This is a genomic window from Streptomyces diastatochromogenes, from assembly GCF_002242805.1.
Taxonomy (GTDB): domain Bacteria; phylum Actinomycetota; class Actinomycetes; order Streptomycetales; family Streptomycetaceae; genus Streptomyces; species Streptomyces diastatochromogenes.
On the sequence record NZ_MCGQ01000005.1, the window covers coordinates 219,347 to 243,078 of the forward strand.

Here is a 23,732-nt window from a genome sequence, read left to right on the forward strand (position 1 = left end):
CGCCGTGACCGGGTCCAGGGTGTTGTCGGGGCCTGGTCAACACGCTTCAATGCGGGGGAACTCGGGGCCGTGCACGCCGGGGTACGGACGCGGTGTGCGCGCATACGGGCGTCTCCCTGCGCCCACGGGGGTGCCCCGTACGCCTGCGCCAACGGTCTGACCAGCCGTCGCGACACCTCACAGAAAGGCCCCTGTGCATGCGGCACGCCACCGAGCACGCGGACGTCCCCACCGCGGAACTGGACACGGCCCTGCGGGGCGGCCCCTTCCACGTGGCGCTGCGCGCCGCAATCGCCGCCCGCGGACTGCCGCTCCAGCGCGTGCAGCACCATCTGACGCGCCATGGGGTCAAGGTCGGTGTCACCAGCCTGAGTTACTGGCAGCAGGGCGCCCGGCGCCCGCAGCGCCCCGAGTCTCTGCGCGCCGTACGGGCCCTGGAGGAGATCCTCCGTCTGCCGGACGAGTCCCTGATCCGGCTGCTCACCGAGTCCGGCGAGCCCAACTCCGCCGGCCGCCCCTCGGCCCGCTCCTACCGCTCCCTGGTCGAGGCCTCCGACGTCCTGAACCAGCTCCAGGGCGACCTGGGCTGGTCCCTCGACGGCGGACTGCACACTCTCGGCCACCACGAGCGTGTCCGGATCGGCGCCCGCCGCGAACTGGCGGGCCTCGAGTCCCACCACATCGTGCGGGCCCACCGCGACGGCGTCGACCGCTTCCTCGCCGTCCACCACGGCGACCCCGGCAGCAGCCCCCGCGCCATGGTGGTGCACGCCCTGGAGAACTGCCGGACCGGGCGCGTCCGCCTGGACCAGGACACCGGTGTCCTCGTGGCCGAACTCCTCTTCGGCACCCGGCTGCGCTCCGGCGACACCTTCCTCTTCCGGTACGCCATCGAGGACGGCACGGCGGGGGTCTCCCGCGAGTACATCCACCCGTTCGGCTTCCCGGGCGGCCAGTACGCACTCCAGGTGCGCTTCGACGGGGCCGCGCTGCCGGCCCGCTGCCACCGCTTCACCCAGCACTCCCCCGCGGCCCCGCGCAGCGGCCGTCATGAGCTGCCGATCAGCGGGCCGCACCACAGCGTCCACGTGGTCGAACCCCGGATACGGCCGGGTCTGGTCGGCATCGCCTGGGACTGGGAGTGACGCAGGGCCCGGCACGCCCGGAGCCGGCGTGACGGGGGCGGGAGTGAGCGGCTGACCGCCGCTCGGCCGTGCGGGCCGGTCAGGCGCCCGGACCGGCGATGATCCTGCCGTTCGACGTCTTCACCGGCAGCTCGTTCAACGGCTCGGTGGCCGGCGTCTGGACCACCTTGCCCGTCACGGCATCGAACTGGCTGCCGTGGCAGGGGCAGATCAGGGTCGTCCCCTGGAGCTTGTTGATGGGGCACCCCGCGTGCGTGCAGATCGTGCTGTACGCCTTGAGGGCTCCGCTCCCGTCCCGGCTGACCACCACGTTGTGGTCCCGGTAGAGCTTCGCGCCGCCCTTCGCGACCTCGCTCTCGGCACCGAGGTCGACCGGCGCGGTCGGGGTCGCGTCGGCCGAGGTACCGCCCGGGGCCGAGCAGGCGGCCAGCCCGAGCCCGGCCACCGGAGCCACGGCGGCTCCTCGAAGGACGGTACGGCGACTCGCAGACGGACGGGTCGATCGGGCGGGCATCGAGTCTCCACTGGTCAGGGGATGTGCAGGCCGACGATACCCGGGCGGAAAGGTCGGCTCCGGGGCGGGGGCGGGGGTGGGGCGGCGAGTGGGGATCGAGTGGCGAGCGGGGTGGATCCGGGCGCGTAAACGCTTGCGTAAGCGTTTACGTGGGGGTGATGGATGGGGTACGTTCCCGGCGTCCAGCGGGTTGGCGGCTCAGCGCGTTGGCGGGTCTGCGGGTCTGCGGCTCAGGGAGAGGAAATCGCGATGGCCACCATGGCGGACGTCGCTCGGAGCGCCGGTGTCTCCGTGGCGACCGTCTCCCACGTGCTCAACGGCACGCGTCCGGTGCTGCCCCACACCCGCCAGGCCGTGCTGGACGCCGTCGACGCCCTCGGCTACACGCCCAACACCCTCGCCCGCTCCCTGGTCACCTCTCGCACCCGCTCCATCGGCCTCGCGGTGTCTGCGATCAGCAACCCGTACTTCACGGAGATCCTCCAGGGCGTCGAGGCGGCCACCCTGGAAGCGGGCTACAGCCTGCTGATCGCCGACCCGCACGACGACCCCGCGCACGAGCGGAAGGTCGTCCAGCTCCTCCACGAGCGCCGGGTGGACGGCATGATCGTCGCTCCCTCCGCGCACCCGCACGACCTCGTCGCCTACCTCGGCCGCCACGAGGTTCCGACGGTGTTCCTGGACCGGGTGCTCCCCGAGCAGGCGCGTTTCGATCAGGTGTGTGCCGAGAACGCCGACCCGATGGCCCGCCTCGTCACCCATCTCGCCGGGCTCGGCCATCGCCGGATCGGCCTGGTCGCGGGCCTGCCCGGGCTCAGCACCACCAGTGAGCGCATCACCGGCTACCAGCAGGGTCTCGCCGCCGCCGGGCTGGCCCACGACGAGGACCTCGTGGTGTCCGGCAACTCCGAGTCGGTCGGCGCCGAGCGGGCCACGGCCGCCCTGCTCTCCCTGTCCGATCGGCCGACAGCGCTCGTCACCGCCAACAACGCCATGACCATCGGCGCCCTGCGCGCCCTGCGCCGCGAGGGCCTGGCCGTCCCGGACGGCATCGCCCTGTGCTGCTTCGACGACTTCGCCTGGGCCGACCTGTTCTCGCCCCGGCTCACCGCCATCGCCCAGCCCAGCAGGGAGATCGGCGCCCAGGCCATCCGGGTGCTCCTGGAGCGGCTGGCCGCCCCCGACCGGCCCGCCCGGACCGTCCGGCTGCCCTGCGCCTTCGTCCACCGCACCTCCTGCGGGTGCCCGGAGGACCGGGACCAGGCCGCGGGCCCCCGGCCGGCCGAGCCCGACGGGAAGACCGAACCGTCTGCATTCCCCACGCTGTCCGCACTGCCCGAGAAGGGAACCGCCTCGTGATCGTCGTCGCCGGTGAGGCACTGATCGACCTGGTACCGCACGGCCCGGGTGCCCTCGCGGACCTGAAGCCGGCGCTCGGCGGCGGCCCGTACAACACCGCCGTGGCCCTCGGCCGCCTCGGCTCCCCGACCGCCTTCTGCTCCCGGACGTCCCACGACGCCTTCGGTGAGGCCCTCCTCGACGGGCTGCGCCGGGCCGGGGTGGACGTGTCCGGCGTGCAGCGCGGCCCCGAGCCGACCACCCTCGCGGTCGCGACGATCGACGGCGACGGCTCGGCCGCCTACTCCTTCTATGTCGACGGCACCGCCGACCGCCTCTTCGGCATCCCCGCCGGTCTCCCGGCCGGCACGCGCGCGGTGTCCTTCGGAACCTGCTCGCTCGTCCTGGAGCCGGGGGCGAGCGCCTACGAAGAGCTGATGCGGACCGCGGCCGCACAGGGTCTGTTCACCGCCCTCGACCCCAACATCCGGGCGGGTCTCATCCCCGACGCGGACGCCTACCGGGCGCGTTTCAAGAGCTGGCTGCCCTCGGTGACGCTGCTGAAGCTGTCCGCGGAGGACGCCGAGTGGCTGGGCGGCACCCCGCGCGAGTGGCTGGCCGCGGGACCGGCGGCCGTCGTGGTCACCCGGGGCGGCGACGGTCTCACCGTCCACACCCGGGACGGCGCGGAGTACTCCGTCCCGGGCGAGAAGGTCGAGGTCGTGGACACCATCGGCGCCGGTGACACGGTGAACGCGGCTCTGCTGCACGGCCTGTCCGCTCAGGACGCGCTGTCGCCGGAGGGACTCGCCGCCCTGGGGCGGGACGGCTGGCGGCGACTGCTGCGGTTCGCGGCACGTGCGGCGGCGATCACCTGCTCACGCGCGGGTGCGGAGCCGCCGTACGCGGCCGAGCTGGGCGAGTTGTGAGCGGTCTCTTTCCTCTGTGCTCGTGTCAAGGTTCAGCCTGACCCGCGGTTCGTGGGACGGCCGATCCGCGGAGCCGGGGTGGCTGATGGTGGAACGAGCGGCGCCCCGCGGGGAGTTCCCGCGGGGCGCCGCTTTTTTGATGACGTGTCAGGGCATGACCCGAACCGGCCTCAGGCCTTTCGGGCCCGCGTCGTCTTCTTCGCCGGTGCCGTCTTCTTCGTGACCGAGGCGGCCTTCTTGGTCGCCGTGTTGTTGGCCTTGGCCGTCACCGTCTTCTTCGCCGTGGACCTGGCCGCGGCCGTCTTCTTGGCCGCCGCGCCACGCGGTGCCTTCACCGGTGCCGCGTCGCTGATGCGGTCGGCGCCGAGGATCTCGCGCAGGAACTTGCCGGTGTGGCTGGCCGGAACGCCGGCGACCTCCTCGGGCGTGCCCTCGGCGACCACGAGGCCACCGCCGGCGCCGCCCTCCGGACCCATGTCGACGACCCAGTCGGCGGTCTTGATCACGTCGAGGTTGTGCTCGATGACGATGACCGTGTTGCCCTTGTCGACGAGGCCGGCGAGGACCTTCAGCAGCTTGCTGATGTCCTCGAAGTGCAGACCGGTGGTCGGCTCGTCCAGGACGTAGACCGTGCGTCCGGTGGAGCGCTTCTGCAGCTCGCTGGCGAGCTTCACACGCTGCGCCTCACCACCGGACAGGGTGGTCGCGGACTGGCCGAGCCGGACGTACCCGAGGCCGACGTCCTTCAGCGTCCTCAGGTGCCGGGAGATGGCCGGGACCGCCTCGAAGAACTCGGTCGCCTCCTCGATCGGCATGTTCAGCACGTCGGCGATGGACTTGCCCTTGTAGTGGACCTCCAGGGTCTCCCGGTTGTACCGGGCGCCGTGGCAGACCTCGCACGGGACGTAGACGTCCGGGAGGAAGTTCATCTCGATCTTGATGGTGCCGTCGCCCGCGCAGTTCTCGCAGCGGCCGCCCTTGACGTTGAAGGAGAACCGCCCGGGCAGATAGCCGCGGACCTTCGCCTCGGTGGTCTCGGCGAACAGCTTGCGGATGTGGTCGAAGACGCCGGTGTACGTCGCCGGGTTGGACCGCGGGGTGCGGCCGATGGGCGACTGGTCGACGTGCACGACCTTGTCGACGAGGTCGTCGCCGTCCACGCGCGTGTGCCGTCCGGGGACGCTGCGCGCGCCGTTCAGCTCGCGGGCCAGGTGCGTGTAGAGGATGTCGTTGACCAGCGTCGACTTGCCGGATCCGGACACGCCCGTGACGGCCGTGAACACGCCCAGCGGGAAGGACACGTCGATGTCCTGCAGGTTGTTCTCACGGGCACCGTGCACGGTCAGCCGCCGGGACGGGTCCTGGGGGCGCCGGATGTCCGGCAGCGGGATGGACTTGCGACCCGAGAGGTACTGGCCGGTCTGCGACTCGGCGTTGGCAAGCAGTTCCTTCAGGGAGCCGCTGTGCACGACCTTGCCGCCGTGCTCGCCGGCGCCGGGACCGATGTCGACGATCCAGTCGGCGACCTTGATCGTGTCCTCGTCGTGCTCCACGACGATGAGCGTGTTGCCCATGTCGCGCAGCCGGACCAGGGTCTCGATCAGCCGGTGGTTGTCGCGCTGGTGCAGGCCGATGGACGGCTCGTCCAGGACGTACAGGACGCCGACGAGGCCGGAGCCGATCTGGGTGGCCAGGCGGATGCGCTGGGCCTCACCGCCGGAGAGGGTGCCGGCCGCTCGGTTGAGGGAGAGGTAGTCGAGGCCGACGTCGACGAGGAAGCGCAGCCGCTCGTTGACCTCCTTCAGGACGCGCTCGGCGATCTTCTTGTCGCGGGCGTTCAGCGTCAGCTCGCCCAGGAACTCCGCGCAGTCGCTGATCGACATCGCGGAGACCTCGGCGATCGACTTCTCCATGATCGTGACGGCCAGGACGATCGGCTTCAGGCGCGTGCCCTCGCAGGAGGGGCAGGGCACCTCGCGCATGTAGCCCTCGAAGCGCTCGCGGCTGGCGTCGCTCTCGGCCTCGCTGTGCCGGCGCTTCACGAAGGGCACCGCACCCTCGAAGGGTGTGGTGTACACGCGCTCGCGGCCGTATCGGTTGCGGTACCGGACCTCGATCTGGGTCTTGTGACCGTAGAGCAGGGCCTTCTTGGCACGCTGCGGCAGGCCCGCGAAGGGGATGTCGGTACGGAAGCCGAGCGCGTCGGCGAGCGCGCCGATCAGGCGGCCGAAGTAGTCCTTGGTGTGTCCGTGCGACCAGGGGTGGATGGCGCCCTCGTCCAGGGACTTGTCCTCGTCCGGGACGATCAGCTCCGGGTCAACCTCCATGCGCGTGCCGATGCCGGTGCACTCGGGGCAGGCGCCGAAGGGCGAGTTGAAGGAGAAGGAGCGGGGCTCCAGCTCCTCGAAGGACAGGTCGTCGTACGGGCAGTACAGGTGCTCCGAGTACATGCGCTCGCGCTCGGGGTCGTCCTCGGGGAGGTCCACGAAGTCGAGCACGACCATGCCGCCGGACAGGCCGAGGGCGGTCTCCACGGAGTCGGTGAGGCGGCGCTTGGCGGTGTCCTTCACCGTCAGGCGGTCGACGACCACCTCGATGGTGTGCTTCTCCTGCTTCTTCAGGGTCGGCGGCTCGGACAGCTGGATGGTCTCGCCGTCCACGCGCGCGCGTGAGTAGCCCTTGGTCTGCAGGTCGGCGAAGAGGTCGACGAACTCGCCCTTGCGCTCGCGCACCAGCGGCGACAGCACCTGGAAGCGGCTCCCCTCCGGCAGCTCCAGGACCTTGTCGACGATGGCCTGCGGCGACTGGCGCGAGATCGGGCGGCCGCACTCGGGGCAGTGCGGCTTGCCGATGCGCGCGAAGAGCAGACGCAGGTAGTCGTAGACCTCGGTGATGGTGCCGACCGTCGAGCGCGGGTTGCGCGAGGTCGACTTCTGGTCGATGGAGACCGCCGGGGACAGACCCTCGATGAAGTCGACGTCCGGCTTGTCCATCTGGCCGAGGAACTGGCGGGCGTACGAGGAGAGCGACTCCACGTAGCGGCGCTGGCCCTCGGCGAAGATCGTGTCGAAGGCCAGCGAGGACTTGCCCGACCCCGACAGGCCCGTGAAGACGATGAGCGAGTCACGCGGCAGGTCGAGCGAGACATTCTTCAGGTTGTGCTCGCGCGCGCCACGGACGATGAGACGGTCGGCCACGCCGGTCCGCACCTTTCTTGAGAGAAGTGACAGGGGCGGGGCCCCCGTGCTTCTTCGAGACTAGGGGGAGCCACTGACAACGCCGGTCGGATTTCCCGGTTGCATAACAACCCCCGGTCATCCAGCATGCCCGACGCCACCTCCGACGATATAGCACGTGCTTTCGATTTTCGGCCGAGGTTCACCACCTTCACCCAAACGTGTGGCGGGGCTAGGGTCGGGCCCATGATTGATCACGCTCATGACCTGGCCTCTGTACGCGACGCGACCGAGCGGCTCCTCACCGCTGTCGCCAAGCTGGACAACGCGTCTCTCGCCGAGCCGTCACGCCTGCCCGGCTGGACCCGTGGACATGTCCTCGCCCACCTCGCCCGCAACGCGGACGCGCTCGTGAACGTCCTCGAGGGCCGTCCCATGTACGCGAGCGGCGAGACCCGGGACGCCGACATCGAGCGGGACGCCCCCCGCCCGCTGGACGTCCAGCTCGCCGACGTGCGCGAGAGCGGGGCCTGCTTCCAGGAGACGGGGGCCGCGCCGGCGGACTGGACGCGCACGGTGGAGCTGCGCAACGGGGTCACCGACTCCGCGTCCCGGGTGCCGTTCCGGCGGTGGGTCGAGGTCGAGCTGCATCATGTGGACCTCGGGGTGGGGTACGAGCTGGAGGATCTTCCGGCGGAGTTCACCGAGCGGGAGATCGAGTTCCTGGCACAGCGGTTCTCCGGGCACCCCGACGTCCCGGCGACCCGCGTCACGGACGGGACGCGCGCGTGGAGCACGGGACGCGAGGCCGCCGAGCCCGAGGTCACGGTCAGCGGGGCTCCGGCGGACCTGCTGGGCTGGCTCGCCGGACGCCGCGGGGGTGCCGCGCTGCGGGCGACGGGCGGCGCGCTCCCGAAGCTGCCCCCGCTGTAGCGCGACGACGGCTGCAGCGCCACGCGGCCCGTCGGGCACTCCCCCGCTATAGGCTGATCACCATGACGTACAGCGGAGAGGTCAAGGTCGGCGGACCGGCGGACGTGCACGAGCTGAAAGACCTGATGATCACGAAGATCGCGGTCGGCCCGATGGACAACAACGCCTATCTGCTGCGCTGCCGGGCCACCGACGAGCAACTCCTGATCGACGCCGCCAACGAGGCGCAGACCCTGCTCGCCATGATCGGCGACGACGGCATCGCGTCCGTCGTCACCACGCATCAGCACGGCGACCACTGGCAGGCGCTCGCCGAGGTCGTCGCCGCCACGGGTGCCCGTGCGTACGCCGGCCGCGAGGACGCCCCGGGCATCCCGGTGCCCACCGACGTCCTGGTCGACGACGGTGACGTCATCAGGGTGGGGCGCGTGGAACTTACCGCGCGCCATCTCATCGGGCACACTCCGGGCTCCATCGCGCTGGTCTACGACGACCCGCACGGTCACCCGCACGTCTTCACCGGGGACTGCCTCTTCCCGGGCGGCGTCGGCAACACGCGCAAGGACCCGGCGGCGTTCGCCAGTCTGATCCACGACGTCGAGACGAAGATCTTCGACGTCCTGCCGGACGAGACCTGGGTCTACCCCGGGCATGGCAACGACACCACACTGGGGGCGGAGCGGCCGCATCTGCCGGAGTGGCACGCGCGCGGGTGGTGATGCGGCGGGCGCTTACCAGCTCGGGGTGCCTGGTTCGCGTGCGACTGCGGGTCCTTGGTGGGCTTGTCGCACAGTTCCCTGCGCCCCTTGATGTGGCCCGCGCAGCTTGAGAAGTTGGCGCTTCCACACAGGGCGCACGCCCCGCGTGCACTCCCGGCGCGCACTCCGCCGCGCGCCCCGTGTGAACTGTTCGCACGCGCCTGGGGCGCATGCGCGCTCCCTTCGCGCCGTGTCACGCGGTCAACTGGTAGCAGCCCCGCACAGGATGACGGCTCCTGCGCGGTATGGGCCGCCGGTCTTCCAACCCCGCCCTCGGCCGGCGGCCCAGGCCAGGGCCGCCTCAGGCGACAGTGTTCACACGACAGCAACACCGGTTCCCACTATGCGGACAATGAACGCCGTGACCTGGACAAACGGGGGGTTCGCTGTCAATCTCCCGCCATGCACCTTGCCCCTCGCGCACTGCGCCGCGCGGTAGCCGCCGCCACCATAGCCCTGCTCGCCACCGCTGTCGGCTGTGCTCCGCAGCCCGAGGAGAAGGCGTCGGCCACCCCGTCCGGGTCCGCCCAGAAGAGCTGCGCCAAGGGCAAGTTGGCCACCCAGACGTCCGGGAAGCTGACGATCGCGACGGACGAGCCCGCGTACGAGCCGTGGTTCAAGGACGACAAGCCCGCGAACGGCAAGGGCTTCGAGTCCGCGGTGGCCTACGCCGTGGCGAAGCAGCTGGGCTATGACAAGAGCGCCGTGGTCTGGCAGAGCGTGCCCTTCAACAAGGCGTTCGCGCCCGGCGTGAAGACGTTCGACTTCGACATCAACCAGGTGTCGATCAGCACGGAGCGCAAGAAGGCCGTGGACTTCTCCTCCGGTTACTACGACGTGCGCCAGGCCGTCATCGCGCTCAAGGGCAGCAAGGCCGCCAAGGCGACGAGCATCGCGGACCTGAAGAACCTCAAGCTGGGCGCCCAGGTGGGAACCACGAGCCTCGACTACATCACCGACGTGGTGAAGCCGAAGCAGGAGGCCGCCGTGTACGCCAAGAACGACCAGGCCAAGTCCGCGCTGAAGAACGGTCAGGTCGACGCCATCGTCGTCGACCTGCCGACCGCGTTCTACATCACCGCGGCCGAGGTGACGGACGCGAAGATCGTCGGCCAGTTCGAGAACCAGGGCGGCACGCCCGAGCAGTTCGGGCTCGTGCTCGACAAGGGCAGCGCGCTGACCTCGTGCGTGTCCGGCGCCGTGGACGCCCTGCGCAAGGACGGCACGCTGGCGCGGATCGAGAAGCAGTGGCTCTCCGACGCCGTCGACGCACCGGTGCTCAAGTGACGGTCACCAAGGGTGAGTCCGCCCGGGAGGGGGCGGACGACAAGGGTGACATGACCGGCGGCGCCGAGGACGGCGTCGTCGGCGACGGCTATGTGCCCTCCGAGCGGCGGCTGGAGCGCGAGCGCTACAAGCGGGCGCGCGCCCGCCGCGCCACGGCCATCGCGGCGCTCTCCACCCTGGTCACGGCCGCCGTGCTCTACCTGGTCGTCGTCAACGCGCCGGGCTGGCCGCGCACCAAGGAGACGTTCTTCAGCGCACAGTACGCGCGCGAGGCGTTCCCGAAGGTCCTCGAAGGCCTGTGGCTGAACGTCCGCCTACTGCTCATCTGCGGCGTCGCCGTGCTGGTCCTCGGCATGCTCATCGCCGTGGCCCGCACCCTGCGCGGCCCGGTGTTCTTCCCGCTGCGCGCGCTGGCGGCGGCGTACACCGACTTCTTCCGCGGTCTGCCGCTCATCATCAACTTGATGATCGTGGTGCTGGGCGTGCCCGCGCTGCGGCTGCAGGGCGTGACGGTGGATCCGGTGCTGCTGGGCGGTACGGCGCTGACGCTGACGTACTCGGCGTACGTGGCCGAGGTGTTCCGGGCCGGCATCGAGTCCATCCACCCCTCGCAGCGCGCCGCGGCCCGCTCGCTGGGCCTCACCAACCGGCAGGCCCTGCGCTATGTCGTGCTGCCCCAGGCGGTGCGCCGTCAGGTGCCGCCCCTGCTCAACGACCTGGTGTCGCTGCAGAAGGACACCGGCCTGGTGTCGATCGGCGGTGCGGTGGACGCCGTACGGGCCGCCGACATCATCGTGGGCCGGAGCCTCAACTACACGCCGTACATCGTCGCGGGGCTGGTGTTCGTGGCGCTCACCATCCCGATGACCCGCTTCACGGACTGGGTGACCGCCAGGATGGACCGGCAGCGGGCCCAGGGAGGATCCATATGAGCGACGCGCCTGTCCTGCGCATGGAGTCCGTCCGCAAGACCTTCGGCGGCTCGGTCGTGCTGCGGGACGTCGACCTGGAGGTCGCCCCGCATACCGTGACCGCGCTGATCGGCGCCTCCGGCTCGGGCAAGTCCACGCTGCTGCGCTGCGCCAACCTCCTGGAGGAGATCGACGACGGAGCGATCTGGCTGGACAGCGAGGAGATCACCGACCCGCGCGTCGACCAGGACGCGGTACGACGCCGTATCGGCGTGGTCTTCCAGGCGTACAACCTCTTCCCGCACATGACCGTGCTGGACAACATCACGCTCGCCCCGCGCCGGGTGCACGGCGTCTCTCGCGCGGAGGCCGAGGAGCGGGCCGGGGAGCTGCTGGAGCGCCTCGGACTGGGCGGCAAGGCGGCTGCCTACCCGGACCGGTTGAGCGGCGGCCAGCAGCAGCGTGTGGCGATCGTACGGGCCCTCGCCGTACGGCCCCGGCTGCTGCTGCTCGACGAGATCACCGCCGCGCTGGACCCCGAACTCGTCGGCGAGGTACTGGAAGTGGTCCGTGGCCTGAAGGACGAGGGCATGACCATGGTGCTGGCGACGCACGAGATGGGCTTCGCCCGGGACGTCGCCGACCAGGTCTGTTTTCTGGACGGAGGGGTCGTGCTGGAGCGCGGCACCGCCGAGCAGGTCTTCGGCGACCCGCAGCAGGAGCGCACGCGGCGCTTCCTGCGACGGATCGTGGAGTCCGGCCGCCTGTAGCCCGCGGAGGCTACGCGTCGGCCTGCGCCGCCCCCACCAGGGCGGCGACCCGCTCCACGCCGAACACGTAGCCCTGCACGCCGCACCCCGCGATCACGCCGTCGGCGCGCAGCGAGACGTACGAGTGGTGCCGGAACGTCTCGCGCTGGTGGATGTTGGAGATGTGCACCTCCAGCACAGGCATGCCGTCGCAGGTGTTGAGCGCGTCCAGAATCGCGACCGACGTGTGGGAGTAGGCGCCGGGGTTGATGACGATCCCGCAGTGGGTGAGCCGCGCCTCGTGGATCCAGTCGACCAGCTCGCCCTCGTGGTTGGACTGCCGGAAGTCCACCGTGCCGCCGTGCGCCGCCGCTGCCTTGGCGCACATCGCCTCGACGTCGGCGAGCGTGTCCTTGCCGTAGATCTCGGGCTGGCGCTGGCCGAGGAGGTTCAGGTTGGGCCCGTTGAGGATCATGATCGGGGCGTTGGCCAGGGTGCGGGGCACGGTTCCTCCGGTCCGTTCGGGGCGGTCTCTGCGACCGCTCGCTCGCACCCGGTCTATCACGGGGTGCCGCGCGGGCGAGGGGTCGCGTGCTCCGGCCGCCTCGGCGCGCGCCACGACTCGTTGATCACCTCCGCACGCCCCCGTAACCCTTGATCACGGTGGGTAGTTGACGCGGCATGCACGATGTACGGGCTGTAAGGGCCCCTTCCATGCCACGGCTCGCGGCCGCTTCGCTCGCCGGGACCGCGATCGAGTTCTACGACTTCTTCGTCTACGGGACAGCGGCGGCCCTGGTCCTGGGACCCCTGTTCTTCCCGACGTTCCCGCCGGTGGCGGGGACGCTGGCGGCGTTCGTGACGTTCGGGGTGGGGTTCGTGGCCCGGCCGCTGGGCTCGGTGCTGTTCGGGCACCTCGGTGACCGGCACGGACGGCGGCCGGTGCTGGTCGCCTCCCTGCTGCTGACCGGCGCTTCGACGGTCGCGGTCGGGTGCGTGCCGACGTACGGATCCATCGGCGTGGCCGCCCCGGTGCTGCTGCTCGTCCTGCGCTTCCTTCAGGGGCTGGGGCTCGGCGGTGAGTGGGGCGGGGCGGTGCTGCTGACCGCCGAGCACGCGCCCGCGGAGCGGCGCGCCCTGTGGTCGAGCTTCCCTCAGGTGGGGCCCGCGTTCGGCTTCGTGCTCGCCAACGGGGTGATGCTCGCACTGTCGGCGGCGCTGTCCGACGCGCAGTTCGCGCAATGGGGGTGGCGGGTTCCGTTCTGGGCGGCCGGCGTGCTGGCTCTGGCCGGGCTGTGGCTGCGGTCGTCGCTCACCGAGACTCCCGGGTTCCTGGAGATCGACGACCACGCGCGCGTGCCGATCTTCGAGGTCGTACGGCACCACGGACGGCTGGTGCTGCTGACGGCCGGGGCGCTGGCCGTCGGGTACGCGGTGTTCTACGCGGTGACGACGTGGTCGCTGGCGTACGCGACGGAACGGCTCGGGGTGAGCCGTACCGTCATGCTGACGTGCGTCATGGCCGCCGTGGTGGTGAAGGGGGCGCTCACGGCCCCCATGGCGCTGCTGGGCGACCGCTACGGGCGCCGGCCGATGTGCCTGGCGGGCTGCACGGCATGCGCCCTGTGGATGCTGCCGATGGTCGCGCTGCTGGCGACGGGCGAGCCGTTGCTGATGTTCCTCGGCATCCTGGGCGCGCTGGTCGCCTTCGTCATCATGTTCTCGGTGATCGCCGCGTATCTGCCGGAGCTGTACGAGGCGCGGGTGCGCTGCACGGGGGCCGCGGTCGGCTACAACCTCGGCGGGGTCCTGGGCGGCGCGCTCACCCCGATCGTGGCGACGGCGCTGGCGGAGCACGGCGGGCGCGTCCCGTGGGGCGTGGGCGTGTATCTGACCGGGATCGCCCTGCTGAGCCTGGGCTGCTTCGCGCTGCTGCCGGAGACGCGGCCGGTACCCGTGCCCGCGGTCGAGCCGGCCACGAGCTGACCGGGCCGACCACGCTACGGATTGATCGCCAGCTCCAGGTAGGCCGCGAACAGCACCAGGTGCACGCCGCCCTGCAGGGGTGTGGCCCGGCCCGGCACCACCGTCAGGGAGCTGACGACAACGGTCAGTGCGAGCAGCAGCATGTGCGTCGGGCCGAGACCGAGGACGAGCGGTCCGGACAGCCAGATGGAGGCGAGGGCGACGGCGGGGATGGTCAGGCCGATGCTGGCCATGGCCGAGCCGAGCGCGAGGTTGAGGCTGGTCTGCACCCGGTCGCGGCGGGCGGAGCGCAGCGCGGCGATCGTCTCGGGCAGCAGGACGAGCAGGGCGATGATCACACCGACGACCGCTTGGTTCAGGCCGGCCGCCTCCACACCGGACTCGATGGTGGGCGACACACCCTTCGCCAGGCCCACCACGCCGACCAGGGCGAGGCCGAGCACGCCGAGGCTGGTCCAGGCGGCGCGCACGGAGGGGGGCGCGGCATGGTCGTCGCTGGTGATGATCTCGCCCTGCCGGGTGATCGGCAGGAAGTAGTCGCGGTGCCGCACGGTCTGGGTGGCCACGAACAGGCCGTAGAGGATCAGTGAGGACAGCGCGGCGAACGTCAGCTGCACGGTGGAGAACTCGGGGCCCGGCTTGCTGGTGGTGAACGTCGGCAGCACCAGGCTGAGCGTGGCCAGGGTCGCCACGGTCGCCAGGGCGGCGCCGGTGCCCTCGGGGTTGAAGACCGCGGTCCCGTGGCGCAGGGAGGCGACGAGGAGACAGAGCCCGACGATGCCGTTGCAGGTGATCATCACGGCAGCGAAGACGGTGTCGCGGGCCAGGGTGGCACTCTTGTCGCCGCCGTCGACCATGAGGGTGACGATCAGGGCCACCTCGATGACGGTGACGGCGATGGCCAGCACCAGGGAGCCGAAGGGTTCACCGACGCGGTGGGCGACCACCTCGGCGTGGTGCACCGCTGCGAGGACGGACCCCGCGAGGACCAGCGTCACCACCGCGACGACCGCGCCGGGAAGACTACGGCCCCAGGTGAAGATCAGCAGGACGACCGCGACCACCGGCACGAGGAGCGTCCACTGGGTGGTGAGCGACCTGAGCCGAGTGATCATGCAGCGATCGTGGCAGACACGTACAGGGTTCGCATTCCGTTCTTTTCGGATCCCTTCTCATCCTTTCCGGTGCGGGGCACCAGCCTTTCCGGTGCGGGGCACCAGCGCCGGTACGGCCGGCGCCCCGCAGGTCGGGTGATGGTTCTCGCGTCCCCTGCCGTCAGGCGTCGACGCTGTCCTTCGGGGCGCCCTCGCTCCCGCCGCGCACCGCCTCGGCGGCCGCCTGCTTCCTGGAGGCCATCAGGCTGGTGATGGTGGTGACGACCAGGACGGCACAGATCACGCCGAGCGAGATCGGGATGCTGATCTCGGGGACGTGGACCCCGGACTCGTGCAGCGCGTGCAGGACCAGCTTCACGCCGATGAAGCCGAGGATGATCGACAGGCCGTACGACAGGTGGACCAGCTTCCTGAGCAGACCACCGATGAGGAAGTACAGCTGGCGCAGACCCATGAGGGCGAAGGCGTTGGCGGTGAAGACGATGTACGGATCCTGAGTCAGGCCGAAGATCGCGGGGATGGAGTCCAGCGCGAACAGCACGTCGGTGGTGCCGATGGCGAGCATCACGACCAGCATCGGGGTCATGACCCGCTTGCCGTTCTGCTGGATCCAGAGCTTGGTGCCGTGGTACCGGTCGGCCACGCCGAACCGGCGCTCCGCGGCCTTCAGCAGCTTGTTCTCCTCGTACTCCTCGTCCTCTTCGTCGGCGCGGGCCTCCTGGATGAGCTTCCAGGCGGTCCAGATCAGGAAGGCGCCGAAGAGGTAGAAGACCCAGGAGAAGCTGGCGAGGATCGCGGCTCCGGCCGCGATGAAGATGGCCCGCAGGACCAGGGCTATGAGGACACCGACGAGCAGGACTCGCTGCTGATACTGCGAGGGCACTGCGAACTTCGCCATGATCAGGACGAAGACGAAGAGGTTGTCGACGCTCAGCGACTTCTCGGTGATGAAGCCGGCGAAGAACTCACCGGCCGGCCGGCCACCACCGAAGACCAGCAGACCGAGGCCGAAGAGTCCGGCCAGGGCGATCCAGACGACGGTCCAGATGCCGGCTTCCTTGATCGACACGTCGTGGGGCTTGCGGCCGATGAAGAAATCGACCGCGATCAGGGCGGCGAGACCCAGAATGGTCAGGACCCACAGGGTCACAGAGACTTCCACTGCACCTCCGGCATTACGTAACGGCAAACACTTTCAGCGTTGTCGCTGCCGGAGGTCTCTTCCACCCGCGATGGGCCGACGCCCCGGGATCCACATCGATCCGTATTGACGGGTGCGCCGCAGTCAGGGAGTACTCCCCTCCGTTGGGAAGACAGTACCCCAATCACCAAGGAAAGGTAAAGTCATTAGTAAAAGAAACACCAAATGCACAGCTCAGATGCCTTTTACCGATGCTTGGTGCGGGCTGTGGTGACCTCGGTGAGCACCTGCTGCAGGATCCCGCTGCCGGGCGGAACGAGCGAGGGCTCGTACGTCCAGGCGTGGCCGACCCAGGGATCGGCGAGGTGGTCGTCGGGCACGGGGGTTAGTCGCATGAGCGAACGCCACAGCGGGTCGAGCAACGGGCCGTAGGCCTCGGCGTCCGCACGATCCGCGACCATCAGCAGGTGCACCCCGACGGCCGGGCCCTCGTCGGCGAGATAGCGCAGCCGGGTCACCGCCCGGTCGTCGAAACCGTGCGGGAAGTCGTTGACGATCAGCAGCTGCTGGGCGGTGTCGACGTCGGGTGGCAGCGATTCGGCAGCGCCGCCGCGAACCGCCATCTGCGTCAGGTCGACACGGCGGGTGAGCCGCTCCAGCATGTCCGCCACGCCGGCCGCCCCGCTCGCGGGCGGCGCCACCGCCCCCGCCCGCGTCAGCGGCAGGAGTGCCTGGGCCCCGGCACCGGCCGGGTCGACGACCTGCACGGCGAACTCCCCCGCCGGGTGGACGGCGAGCAGCCGGACCGCGAGCGCCACTGCGGCGTCCAGGGCGAGCCGGCGTGCCTCGTCAGAGTCCAGGAAGGTGTCGTCGGGTCCTGCCACAGGGCCGCTGTCGATCCACAGGCCCCGCTCCAGCGGCAGCCTGACCAGCAGGGGAATGCGCAGCGGGACGCTTTCGGGCAGGTGGAGATCACCGAGCCGCACGGCCAGCGGCGGCTCGTCCGGCACGCGGTAGCCGTGCCAGACGGGGTTGTCCCAGCGGGCGTACGCCGGCGGGAGCGCGGGCTCGACGACCTCGGACTCGGCGGTGAGCTGGGCGAGGTCCCGGTCGAAGGCAGCCTGAGCCTGGTCGACCAGCTGGGAGTACCGGGCATGGGCCGTCTCGCGCGCGGCATCACCCGCCGTACCGAGCCGGCTGCGCGGGTCGGCGAGGACCTGGTCGAGTTCCTTCTCCAGACGGGAGCCGGCGAAGTCGACCGCGCTGCGGTACGCGGCCGTGGTGCGGGCCAGATCCTCGAACATGCCCCAGACCTGGTTGTACAGCCGCTCCTCCATCGACCAGCCCACCGCGTCACCCGCCACGGGCTGGGGAGGCCGGCCCTCCGGTGCCGGGGACGCCGAGGGCGGCGGCGGGGCCGTGTGGGCACGGCGGTCGGGGTGGGTGTAGTCGATCGGGCCACTTGGGGTCCGCGCGCCCTGCGGGTCCTGGGTGTCGTACGACTGGGTCGGCTGTGGTGCCGAGGAGCCGGCGGTGTCCTGAGGCTGTGGCACCGGTATCGCGCGGGCGAGGCTTCGGGACACCGCCTCCTGCACGTCCGCCGCGAGTGCTTCGGCCCGGGGCAGGCCCTGGTCGGTGAGGAGGGCGGCGAGGCCGCCGGCGTAGCCCTGGCCGACCGCGCGGACCTTCCAGGCACCCTGCCGGCGGTACAACTCCAGGGCGACGACGGCCGACTCGGCGTCCAGGTCGGTGAGGGTGAAGCGAACGATCTCGGCGCCGTCGAGGCCGGTGACCGACGTCCGCGGGGCGGCGACCGCACCGAACCGGAGCGCGCCTCCCGGCTGCGTGGGCAGGGCCAGCAGCACGGTGAGGCGGTGGACCGCCTCGGGCAGGGCGGCCAGGTCGACGGCGAGACGGTGGTCAGCGGCGGCCTGCCCGGACACCTCGATTCCGGGCAGCGTGGGGGCGCCGGGGTGAGCCACCCACTCGGCGCCGTGCACCGTGCCGTGCTCGTCGCCGAGCGTGGCTCCCGCCAGGACCGGCACCCCGGCAGAGATCCGGATCTCCAGCCGGTCCTGCGACAGCGGGTGGTTCTGCCCCCGCACCAGCTCGGCCGTCATCGCCGACGCCCCCCTGTGTCGTGTTGTCGTGCGCGCCGCGTCGGGCGGTCCTACAGGTACGACTGGATCGTCGGCATCAGGTCCTGGAACGTGCGGCCCCTGGCCGGCTCGCCCAGGGCGGTCATCGTCCAGCCCGAGCCCGCGCGGTGCACCTTGGCCATGATCTGGGCGGTGTACTCGCCGCCGCCCGCCAGCGTGTAGCGGGCCAGCTCCTGGCCGTTGGTCTCGTCCACGAGGCGGCAGAACGCGTTCTCCACCTCCTGGAAGGTCTGGCCCGTGAAGGAGTTCACGGTGAAGACGATCTGGTCGATGTGGACCGGGACGCGCTGCAGGTCCACGAGGATGGCCTCGTCGTCACCGCCCTGACCGGCACCGCCGACGAGGTTGTCGCCGGTGTGGCGCACGGAGCCGTCGTCGCTCACCAGGTGACGGAAGAAGACGACGTCGACCGGCTGCTTCTCGGCGAAGAGAACCGCCGAGGCGTCCAGGTCGATCTCGCGGGTGCGCGAGCCGAACAGGCCGCGCCGCTTCGCCGCCTGCCAGCCGAGACCCATGCGGACCGCGGTCAGGGTGGCCCCGTCCTTCTTCTCCAGGCTGATGGCCTGACCCTTGGTCAAGTTGACGGTCACGGCTGATTCCCCTCTCGGTGGTCCCCTGTTGCCGCACAGTGGGCGGTTGTCCAGAACCCTACGCAGGGGCACCGACAGTGCCGAACCCCGGCTCGCGCTTTGTGTCGGTGTTGCAACACGAGGCGCGTATGCCGAGGTCCGGCAGGGTCCACGCGGGGTCAGGCGAGACCCGCCTCCCGCATCTGGCGCAGTTCCTTCTTCATCTCGGAGACCTCGTCGCGCAGCCGGGCGGCGATCTCGAACTGCAGCTCGGCGGCGGCGGCGCGCATGCGCTCCGTCATCTCCTCGATCTGCTCGGCGAGTTCGGCCGCGGGGCGGTCCGTGGGCACCGCGGCGCCGGCCTTGCCCTTCGCGGCCTTGCCGGCCTTCGCTCCCTTGGCCGCCTTGTCGCCGAGCGACGGGACGGGGGCCTTGGCGCCCTTGCCGTCCTTCTGCTTGCGGTAGCCGGAGCCGAGCAGTTGCTCGGTGTCGACCTCCTCACGGGCGATCTGCGCGACGATGTCGTTGATCTTCTTGCGCAGCGGCTGCGGGTCGATGCCGTTGGCCTTGTTGTAGGCGACCTGCTTCTCCCGGCGGCGGTTGGTCTCCTCGATGGCCTTCTCCATCGCCGGGGTGATCTTGTCGGCGTACATATGGACCTGGCCGGAGACATTGCGCGCCGCGCGGCCGATGGTCTGGATCAGCGAGGTGCCGGAGCGCAGGAAGCCCTCCTTGTCGGCGTCGAGGATGGCCACCAGGGACACCTCGGGCAGGTCGAGGCCCTCGCGGAGCAGGTTGATGCCGACCAGGACGTCGAACTCGCCGGAGCGCAGCTCGCGCAGCAGCTCGACGCGGCGCAGGGTGTCGACGTCGCTGTGCAGATAGCGCACCTGGATGCCGAGTTCCAGGAAGTAGTCCGTGAGGTCCTCGGCCATCTTCTTGGTGAGCGTGGTGACCAGGACACGCTCGTCCTTCTTGGTGCGCTTGCGGATCTCGTGCACCAGGTCGTCGATCTGGCCCTCGGTGGGCTTGACGACGACCTCCGGGTCGATGAGGCCGGTGGGGCGGATGATCTGCTCGACGACGCCGTCCCCACGGGACAGCTCGTAGGTGCCGGGGGTCGCCGACAGGTAGACCGTCTGGTCGATGCGCTCCTGGAACTCCTCCCACTTCAGGGGGCGGTTGTCCAGGGCGGAGGGCAGCCGGAAGCCGTGCTCGACCAGGGTGCGCTTGCGGGAGGCGTCACCCTCGTACATGGCGCCGATCTGCGGGACCGTGACGTGCGACTCGTCGATGACGAGCAGGAAGTCGTCCGGGAAGTAGTCCAGCAGGGTGTTGGGCGGGGAGCCGGGCTCGCGGCCGTCGAAGTGCATCGAGTAGTTCTCCACGCCTGAGCAGCTGCCGATCTGGCGGAGCATCTCGATGTCGTACGTGGTGCGCATCCGCAGGCGCTGGGCCTCCAGGAGCTTGCCCTGTTTCTCCAGCTCGGCCAGGCGCTCCCCCAGCTCCTTCTCGATGTCGTTGACGGCCCGCTCCATGCGCTCGGGGCCGGCGACGTAGTGGGAGGCCGGGAAGACGTACAGCTGCTGGTCGTCGCTGATGATCTCGCCGGTGAGCGGGTGGAGCGTGGACAGCGCCTCGATCTCGTCGCCGAACATCTCGATGCGGACGGCCAGCTCTTCGTAGACCGGGAAGATCTCGATGGTGTCGCCGCGGACCCGGAAGGTGCCGCGGGTGAAGGCCACGTCGTTGCGCGTGTACTGGATGTCGACGAAGCGGCGCAGCAGCTCGTCACGGTCGATCTCGTCGCCGACCCGGAGGGGGACCATCCGGTCCACGTACTCCTGCGGGGTACCGAGGCCGTAGATGCAGGACACCGAGGCGACCACGATGACGTCACGGCGGGTGAGCAGCGAGTTCGTCGCCGAGTGGCGCAGGCGCTCGACCTCCTCGTTGATCGAGGAGTCCTTCTCGATGTAGGTGTCCGACTGCGGGACGTAGGCCTCGGGCTGGTAGTAGTCGTAGTACGAGACGAAGTACTCGACCGCATTGTTCGGGAGGAGCTCGCGGAACTCGTTGGCCAGCTGGGCGGCCAGCGTCTTGTTCGGCGCCATCACGAGGGTGGGGCGCTGGAGCTTCTCGATCATCCACGCGGTGGTGGCGGACTTGCCGGTGCCGGTCGCGCCGAGCAGGACGACGTCCTTCTCACCGGCCTTGATGCGCTTGGCCAGATCGGCGATGGCCGCCGGCTGGTCGCCGCTGGGCTGGTAGGGGCTGACGACCTCGAAGGGCGCCACCGTGCGTTCGATGTGGGAAACGGGCCGCATGGGATCCACCGTACGACCCCGCACTGACAACGGGTCCCGGTCAGCGGTTCTGCGGGGTCCGGGAGCCGTGGTGCCGGGGGTCGCGGACCGGTCGGCGGCCGGAGTGGAGCGGTGGGTGGTGGTGCTGGTGCGAGGCCACGGCGGTGGCCGGGACACCCGGCTTGTCCTCGACGTCCCTCCGGGTGGGCTTGCCCATGACCATCAGCGGGTCGAACATCACGACGACGCCGGCGAGGAGCAGGAAGGCGAGGGGGCCGATCAGCATCGGCGCGAGCACCGTGGCCGGTGAGCCGCCGGTGGCGGAGCCGGAGGTGCCGTGGAGGTGGAGGTGGACGTCGAGGGCGGCCATGCCGGTGTAGTGCATGCCGCTGACGGCGAGGCCCATCACCATGCTCGCCCCGACGCTCCACAGGAAGCCCCGGACGCGTCCGGCGGCCCACAGGGCGGCCGTGGCGGCCACGACCGCTATGACGACGGAGGCGGCGACGGTGAGCGTGTTGTACGAGAGCCGCCCGTCGAAGTGCATGCCCGCCATGCCGAGGTAGTGCATCGAGGCGACGCCCAGACCGGTGATCGTGCCGCCGGTGAACAGAGCGGTGCCGGTGGCGCCCCGGTAGCCGACGATGAAGATCCCGACGCCCACCATGACGATGGCGAGGCCGAGGCTCGCGTAGGTGATCGGCTTGTCGTAGTGGATCGGCGTCTGCTTGATGGTGAAGCCCATCATGGCGACGAAGTGCATGGTCCAGATCCCGGAGCCGATCGCGGCCGAGCCGAGGGCCAGCCAGGCGGGCCGCCAGGAGTGGGTGACCAGCAGGGATCGGGTGGTGCAGCGCAGGCCGAGGGCGCCGCCGAGGCAGGCCATCAGAAAGGCCACCAACGGGGTGACGACCCCGTAGCTGAATCCGTCGACCGTGCCCTGCATGCGCGGCTGCCCTTCCGCCCTCTTGCGTCCCGGAATACCTGAAATGCGCCCCCGTCCCAGGACCGCGACGGCGGTCAGGGTTGACGCAGAGAGTATGACTCCCACCGGAATGGTCGAACGATTTTCCGGCAAAGAAACACGGCCTTGCCCCACTTGTGCGGCACCCGTGAGCGGACTTGGGCGACACCATTCATTGTGTGGGCGTCCTGCACCCACGTGTCGTTGACTCTCTGCTGTCAAGCTGATGCTGTCGGTAATCGCTCGACACGAGGAGTCCGCATGTACGCGCGCGCAGTCGCCTCTACGGCCACCGCGATCCTGGGGGCGGCAGCCCTGCTCAGCCCCACCTCCGACGCCCTGGCGCGCGAGGCCGGCGAGCCCACGGTGATCGCCCACCGCGGTGCCTCCGCCTACGCTCCCGAGAACACCCTGGCCTCCATCGACAAGGCCGCGCAGCTTGGCTTCACCTGGGTCGAGAACGACGTCCAGCGCACCAAGGACGGCGAACTGGTCGTCATCCACGACGACAGCCTGCGGCGCACCACGAACGTCGAGGACGTCTTCCCGGGCCGGGCGCCCTGGAAGGTGAAGGACTTCACCGCCGCCGAGATCGCCCGGCTGGACGCGGGCAGCTGGTTCTCCCCCGCCTACGTGGGCACGCACGTGCCCACCCTGGAGCAGTACATGCGCCGGGTCGACCACAACCACGAGAAGCTGCTCCTGGAGATCAAGAACCCCGAGCTGTACCCCGGCATCGAGCAGCAGACTCTGAAGCTGCTCGGCAACGAGGGCTGGCTGGACCGCCGCCACCTCGGGCGGCTGATCGTGCAGAGTTTCGACGCGGACAGCGTGCGCGCCGTGCACAAACTGAAGCCCGCTCTCACCACCGCCTGCCTCGGCACGCCGTCGTTGGCGCAGCTGCGTCAGTACGCGCGCTTCAGCGACCTGATCAATCCCTCGTACGGGTCGATCTCCGCCGACTACGTCTCCGCCGTGCATGCCCTCACCGGACCGCACGGCAGGCGGCTGCGGGTGTTCGCCTGGACGGTGAACGACGCGGCCACCGCCTGGAAGACCACGGGATACGGCGTCGACGGGCTCATCACCAACAAACCCGACGTGGTCCGGGCGGCGCTGGGCACCGACTGAGCCGGGGCCGCATTGCGGCGGGCGTTGTCAGTGGCGGGTCGTACGGTGGGCGCATGGACAGCCATGGGCAGGACGAGCAGCGGGTCGTGTGGGCCGTCGTGGGCACCGGCGTCGGCCCGCTGATGCTGGCGGCGACCCGCGAGGGACTGGTCAACGTCGTCTTCCACGCGACGGACGCGGTGCGTGAGAGGGCTCTGGAGCAGTTGGCGGCCCGACTGGGCACCGAACCGGTCGAGGACCCGGACTCGCCGCTGCTGGCCGAGGCGATACGGCAGGTCGAGGCGTACTTCGCGGGCGAGCGGCACGACTTCGACCTGCCCCTGGACTGGTCGCTGATCTCGGGCTTCAACCGGCAGGTGCTGCGCGAGCTGGCCTCCGGAGTCCCGTACGGCACGGTGGTGGGGTACGGCGATCTGGCCGGGCGGGTCGGGCAGCCGGGCGGGGCACAGGCCGTAGGTGCTGCGATGGGTGCCAATCCGCTGCCGGTCGTCGTGCCGTGCCACCGGGTGGTGGAGAGCGACGGCGGCATCGGCGGTTTCGGTGGCGGTCTCGAGGCCAAGCGGAAGCTGCTCGCCCTGGAGGGCGTGCTGCCCGAGCCGCTGTTCTGACGGCGGCGGGTCC

The 23,732-nt window shown here is 70.4% G+C and carries 20 protein-coding genes; 11 read left to right on the forward strand and 9 right to left on the reverse strand.

What is annotated here, in order from left to right; genetic code table 11:
- The first annotated feature begins 197 nt into the window (after positions 1–197).
- Positions 198–1,145: a hypothetical protein gene (locus BEK98_RS03285; RefSeq protein WP_094214822.1), complete on the forward strand. Its 948-nt coding sequence runs from the start codon at positions 198–200 to the stop codon at positions 1,143–1,145.
- Between the two features lie 79 nt (positions 1,146–1,224).
- Here the strand turns inward: BEK98_RS03285 and BEK98_RS03290 are convergent, their stop codons facing one another.
- Entirely contained in the window at positions 1,225–1,659 is a 435-nt protein-coding gene (locus BEK98_RS03290; protein WP_094214823.1) for a QcrA and Rieske domain-containing protein, read from the reverse strand.
- Between the two features lie 249 nt (positions 1,660–1,908).
- On the opposite strand from BEK98_RS03290, the gene BEK98_RS03295 reads away from it, so the two are divergent.
- Both BEK98_RS03295 and BEK98_RS03300 read left to right on the forward strand, forming a co-directional pair.
- Positions 1,909–3,018, forward strand: a complete 1,110-nt coding sequence (locus tag BEK98_RS03295) for a LacI family DNA-binding transcriptional regulator (protein ID WP_094214824.1) — start codon at positions 1,909–1,911, stop codon at positions 3,016–3,018.
- Positions 3,015–3,926 carry a carbohydrate kinase family protein gene (locus BEK98_RS03300; protein ID WP_094214825.1) on the forward strand — a complete coding sequence of 304 codons (912 nt, stop codon included), beginning with the start codon at positions 3,015–3,017 and terminating at the stop codon, positions 3,924–3,926. The genes BEK98_RS03295 and BEK98_RS03300 overlap by 4 nt, the downstream gene beginning before the upstream one ends.
- Positions 3,927–4,096: 170 nt before the next feature.
- On the opposite strand, the gene uvrA is transcribed toward BEK98_RS03300, so the two are convergent.
- Positions 4,097–7,123, reverse strand: a complete 3,027-nt coding sequence (gene uvrA / locus BEK98_RS03305; RefSeq protein ID WP_094214826.1) for an excinuclease ABC subunit UvrA — start codon at positions 7,121–7,123, stop codon at positions 4,097–4,099.
- Positions 7,124–7,348: 225 nt separating this feature from the next.
- Here uvrA and BEK98_RS03310 point away from each other — a divergent pair, with 225 nt between their 5' ends.
- The 5 genes from BEK98_RS03310 to BEK98_RS03330 all read left to right on the forward strand — a co-directional run bounded on the left by BEK98_RS03310 (position 7,349) and on the right by BEK98_RS03330 (position 11,761).
- Positions 7,349–8,035, forward strand: a complete 687-nt coding sequence (locus tag BEK98_RS03310) for a maleylpyruvate isomerase family mycothiol-dependent enzyme (protein ID WP_094214827.1) — start codon at positions 7,349–7,351, stop codon at positions 8,033–8,035.
- 62 nt (positions 8,036–8,097) lie between these two features.
- Positions 8,098–8,754 (forward strand): MBL fold metallo-hydrolase, encoded by a 657-nt coding sequence (locus tag BEK98_RS03315; RefSeq protein ID WP_094214828.1) that lies wholly within the window; start codon positions 8,098–8,100, stop codon positions 8,752–8,754.
- 441 nt (positions 8,755–9,195) lie between these two features.
- Complete coding sequence (locus tag BEK98_RS03320) at positions 9,196–10,080, forward strand: ABC transporter substrate-binding protein (RefSeq protein ID WP_094214829.1); 885 nt, start codon at positions 9,196–9,198, stop codon at positions 10,078–10,080.
- Entirely contained in the window at positions 10,077–11,012 is a 936-nt protein-coding gene (locus tag BEK98_RS03325; protein WP_094214830.1) for an amino acid ABC transporter permease, read from the forward strand. Before BEK98_RS03320 ends, BEK98_RS03325 begins: the two co-directional genes overlap by 4 nt.
- Positions 11,009–11,761 carry an amino acid ABC transporter ATP-binding protein gene (locus BEK98_RS03330; protein WP_167444075.1) on the forward strand — a complete coding sequence of 251 codons (753 nt, stop codon included), beginning with the start codon at positions 11,009–11,011 and terminating at the stop codon, positions 11,759–11,761. Before BEK98_RS03325 ends, BEK98_RS03330 begins: the two co-directional genes overlap by 4 nt.
- A 10-nt stretch (positions 11,762–11,771) precedes the next feature.
- Here BEK98_RS03330 and aroQ read toward each other — a convergent pair whose 3' ends face one another.
- Positions 11,772–12,245: a type II 3-dehydroquinate dehydratase gene (gene aroQ / locus BEK98_RS03335; protein WP_094214831.1), complete on the reverse strand. Its 474-nt coding sequence runs from the start codon at positions 12,243–12,245 to the stop codon at positions 11,772–11,774.
- A 209-nt stretch (positions 12,246–12,454) separates the two neighbouring features.
- Here aroQ and BEK98_RS03340 point away from each other — a divergent pair, with 209 nt between their 5' ends.
- Entirely contained in the window at positions 12,455–13,726 is a 1,272-nt protein-coding gene (locus BEK98_RS03340; RefSeq protein ID WP_094214832.1) for an MFS transporter, read from the forward strand.
- A gap of 14 nt (positions 13,727–13,740) precedes the next feature.
- Here the strand turns inward: BEK98_RS03340 and BEK98_RS03345 are convergent, their stop codons facing one another.
- From BEK98_RS03345 to BEK98_RS03370, 6 genes are all read right to left on the reverse strand, one after another.
- Complete coding sequence (locus BEK98_RS03345) at positions 13,741–14,841, reverse strand: calcium:cation antiporter (protein ID WP_094214833.1); 1,101 nt, start codon at positions 14,839–14,841, stop codon at positions 13,741–13,743.
- 160 nt (positions 14,842–15,001) lie between these two features.
- A complete protein-coding gene (locus BEK98_RS03350; protein ID WP_094214834.1) occupies positions 15,002–16,003 on the reverse strand; it encodes a TerC/Alx family metal homeostasis membrane protein in 1,002 nt (333 codons plus the stop codon).
- Between the two features lie 224 nt (positions 16,004–16,227).
- Positions 16,228–18,102 carry a TerD family protein gene (locus BEK98_RS03355; protein ID WP_094214835.1) on the reverse strand — a complete coding sequence of 625 codons (1,875 nt, stop codon included), beginning with the start codon at positions 18,100–18,102 and terminating at the stop codon, positions 16,228–16,230.
- Positions 18,103–18,152: 50 nt separating this feature from the next.
- A complete protein-coding gene (locus tag BEK98_RS03360; RefSeq protein WP_094214836.1) occupies positions 18,153–18,731 on the reverse strand; it encodes a TerD family protein in 579 nt (192 codons plus the stop codon).
- A 158-nt stretch (positions 18,732–18,889) separates the two neighbouring features.
- A complete protein-coding gene (gene uvrB, locus BEK98_RS03365; RefSeq protein ID WP_094214837.1) occupies positions 18,890–21,037 on the reverse strand; it encodes an excinuclease ABC subunit UvrB in 2,148 nt (715 codons plus the stop codon).
- Between the two features lie 40 nt (positions 21,038–21,077).
- Positions 21,078–21,962 (reverse strand): MHYT domain-containing protein, encoded by an 885-nt coding sequence (locus BEK98_RS03370; RefSeq protein ID WP_094214838.1) that lies wholly within the window; start codon positions 21,960–21,962, stop codon positions 21,078–21,080.
- A 279-nt stretch (positions 21,963–22,241) separates the two neighbouring features.
- On the opposite strand from BEK98_RS03370, the gene BEK98_RS03375 reads away from it, so the two are divergent.
- Together BEK98_RS03375 and BEK98_RS03380 are read left to right on the forward strand one after the other, a co-directional pair.
- A complete protein-coding gene (locus BEK98_RS03375; protein WP_094214839.1) occupies positions 22,242–23,111 on the forward strand; it encodes a glycerophosphodiester phosphodiesterase in 870 nt (289 codons plus the stop codon).
- A gap of 53 nt (positions 23,112–23,164) precedes the next feature.
- Positions 23,165–23,719 carry a methylated-DNA--[protein]-cysteine S-methyltransferase gene (locus tag BEK98_RS03380; RefSeq protein ID WP_094214840.1) on the forward strand — a complete coding sequence of 185 codons (555 nt, stop codon included), beginning with the start codon at positions 23,165–23,167 and terminating at the stop codon, positions 23,717–23,719.
- Positions 23,720–23,732: the final 13 nt, after the last annotated feature.

Excerpts from the sequence above, each read along its gene's own strand:
- BEK98_RS03285 (WP_094214822.1), top strand. The coding sequence starts at position 198 with ATGCGGCACGCCACCGAGCACGCGGACGTCCCCACCGCGGAACTGGAC.
- BEK98_RS03290 (WP_094214823.1), bottom strand. The coding sequence starts at position 1,659 with ATGCCCGCCCGATCGACCCGTCCGTCTGCGAGTCGCCGTACCGTCCTT.
- BEK98_RS03295 (WP_094214824.1), top strand. The coding sequence starts at position 1,909 with ATGGCCACCATGGCGGACGTCGCTCGGAGCGCCGGTGTCTCCGTGGCG.
- BEK98_RS03310 (WP_094214827.1), top strand. The coding sequence starts at position 7,349 with ATGATTGATCACGCTCATGACCTGGCCTCTGTACGCGACGCGACCGAG.
- BEK98_RS03315 (WP_094214828.1), top strand. The coding sequence starts at position 8,098 with ATGACGTACAGCGGAGAGGTCAAGGTCGGCGGACCGGCGGACGTGCAC.
- BEK98_RS03320 (WP_094214829.1), top strand. The coding sequence starts at position 9,196 with ATGCACCTTGCCCCTCGCGCACTGCGCCGCGCGGTAGCCGCCGCCACC.
- BEK98_RS03330 (WP_167444075.1), top strand. The coding sequence starts at position 11,009 with ATGAGCGACGCGCCTGTCCTGCGCATGGAGTCCGTCCGCAAGACCTTC.
- BEK98_RS03340 (WP_094214832.1), top strand. The coding sequence starts at position 12,455 with ATGCCACGGCTCGCGGCCGCTTCGCTCGCCGGGACCGCGATCGAGTTC.
- BEK98_RS03345 (WP_094214833.1), bottom strand. The coding sequence starts at position 14,841 with ATGATCACTCGGCTCAGGTCGCTCACCACCCAGTGGACGCTCCTCGTG.
- BEK98_RS03355 (WP_094214835.1), bottom strand. The coding sequence starts at position 18,102 with ATGACGGCCGAGCTGGTGCGGGGGCAGAACCACCCGCTGTCGCAGGAC.
- uvrB (WP_094214837.1), bottom strand. The coding sequence starts at position 21,037 with ATGCGGCCCGTTTCCCACATCGAACGCACGGTGGCGCCCTTCGAGGTC.
- BEK98_RS03370 (WP_094214838.1), bottom strand. The coding sequence starts at position 21,962 with ATGCAGGGCACGGTCGACGGATTCAGCTACGGGGTCGTCACCCCGTTG.
- BEK98_RS03375 (WP_094214839.1), top strand. The coding sequence starts at position 22,242 with ATGTACGCGCGCGCAGTCGCCTCTACGGCCACCGCGATCCTGGGGGCG.
- BEK98_RS03380 (WP_094214840.1), top strand. The coding sequence starts at position 23,165 with ATGGACAGCCATGGGCAGGACGAGCAGCGGGTCGTGTGGGCCGTCGTG.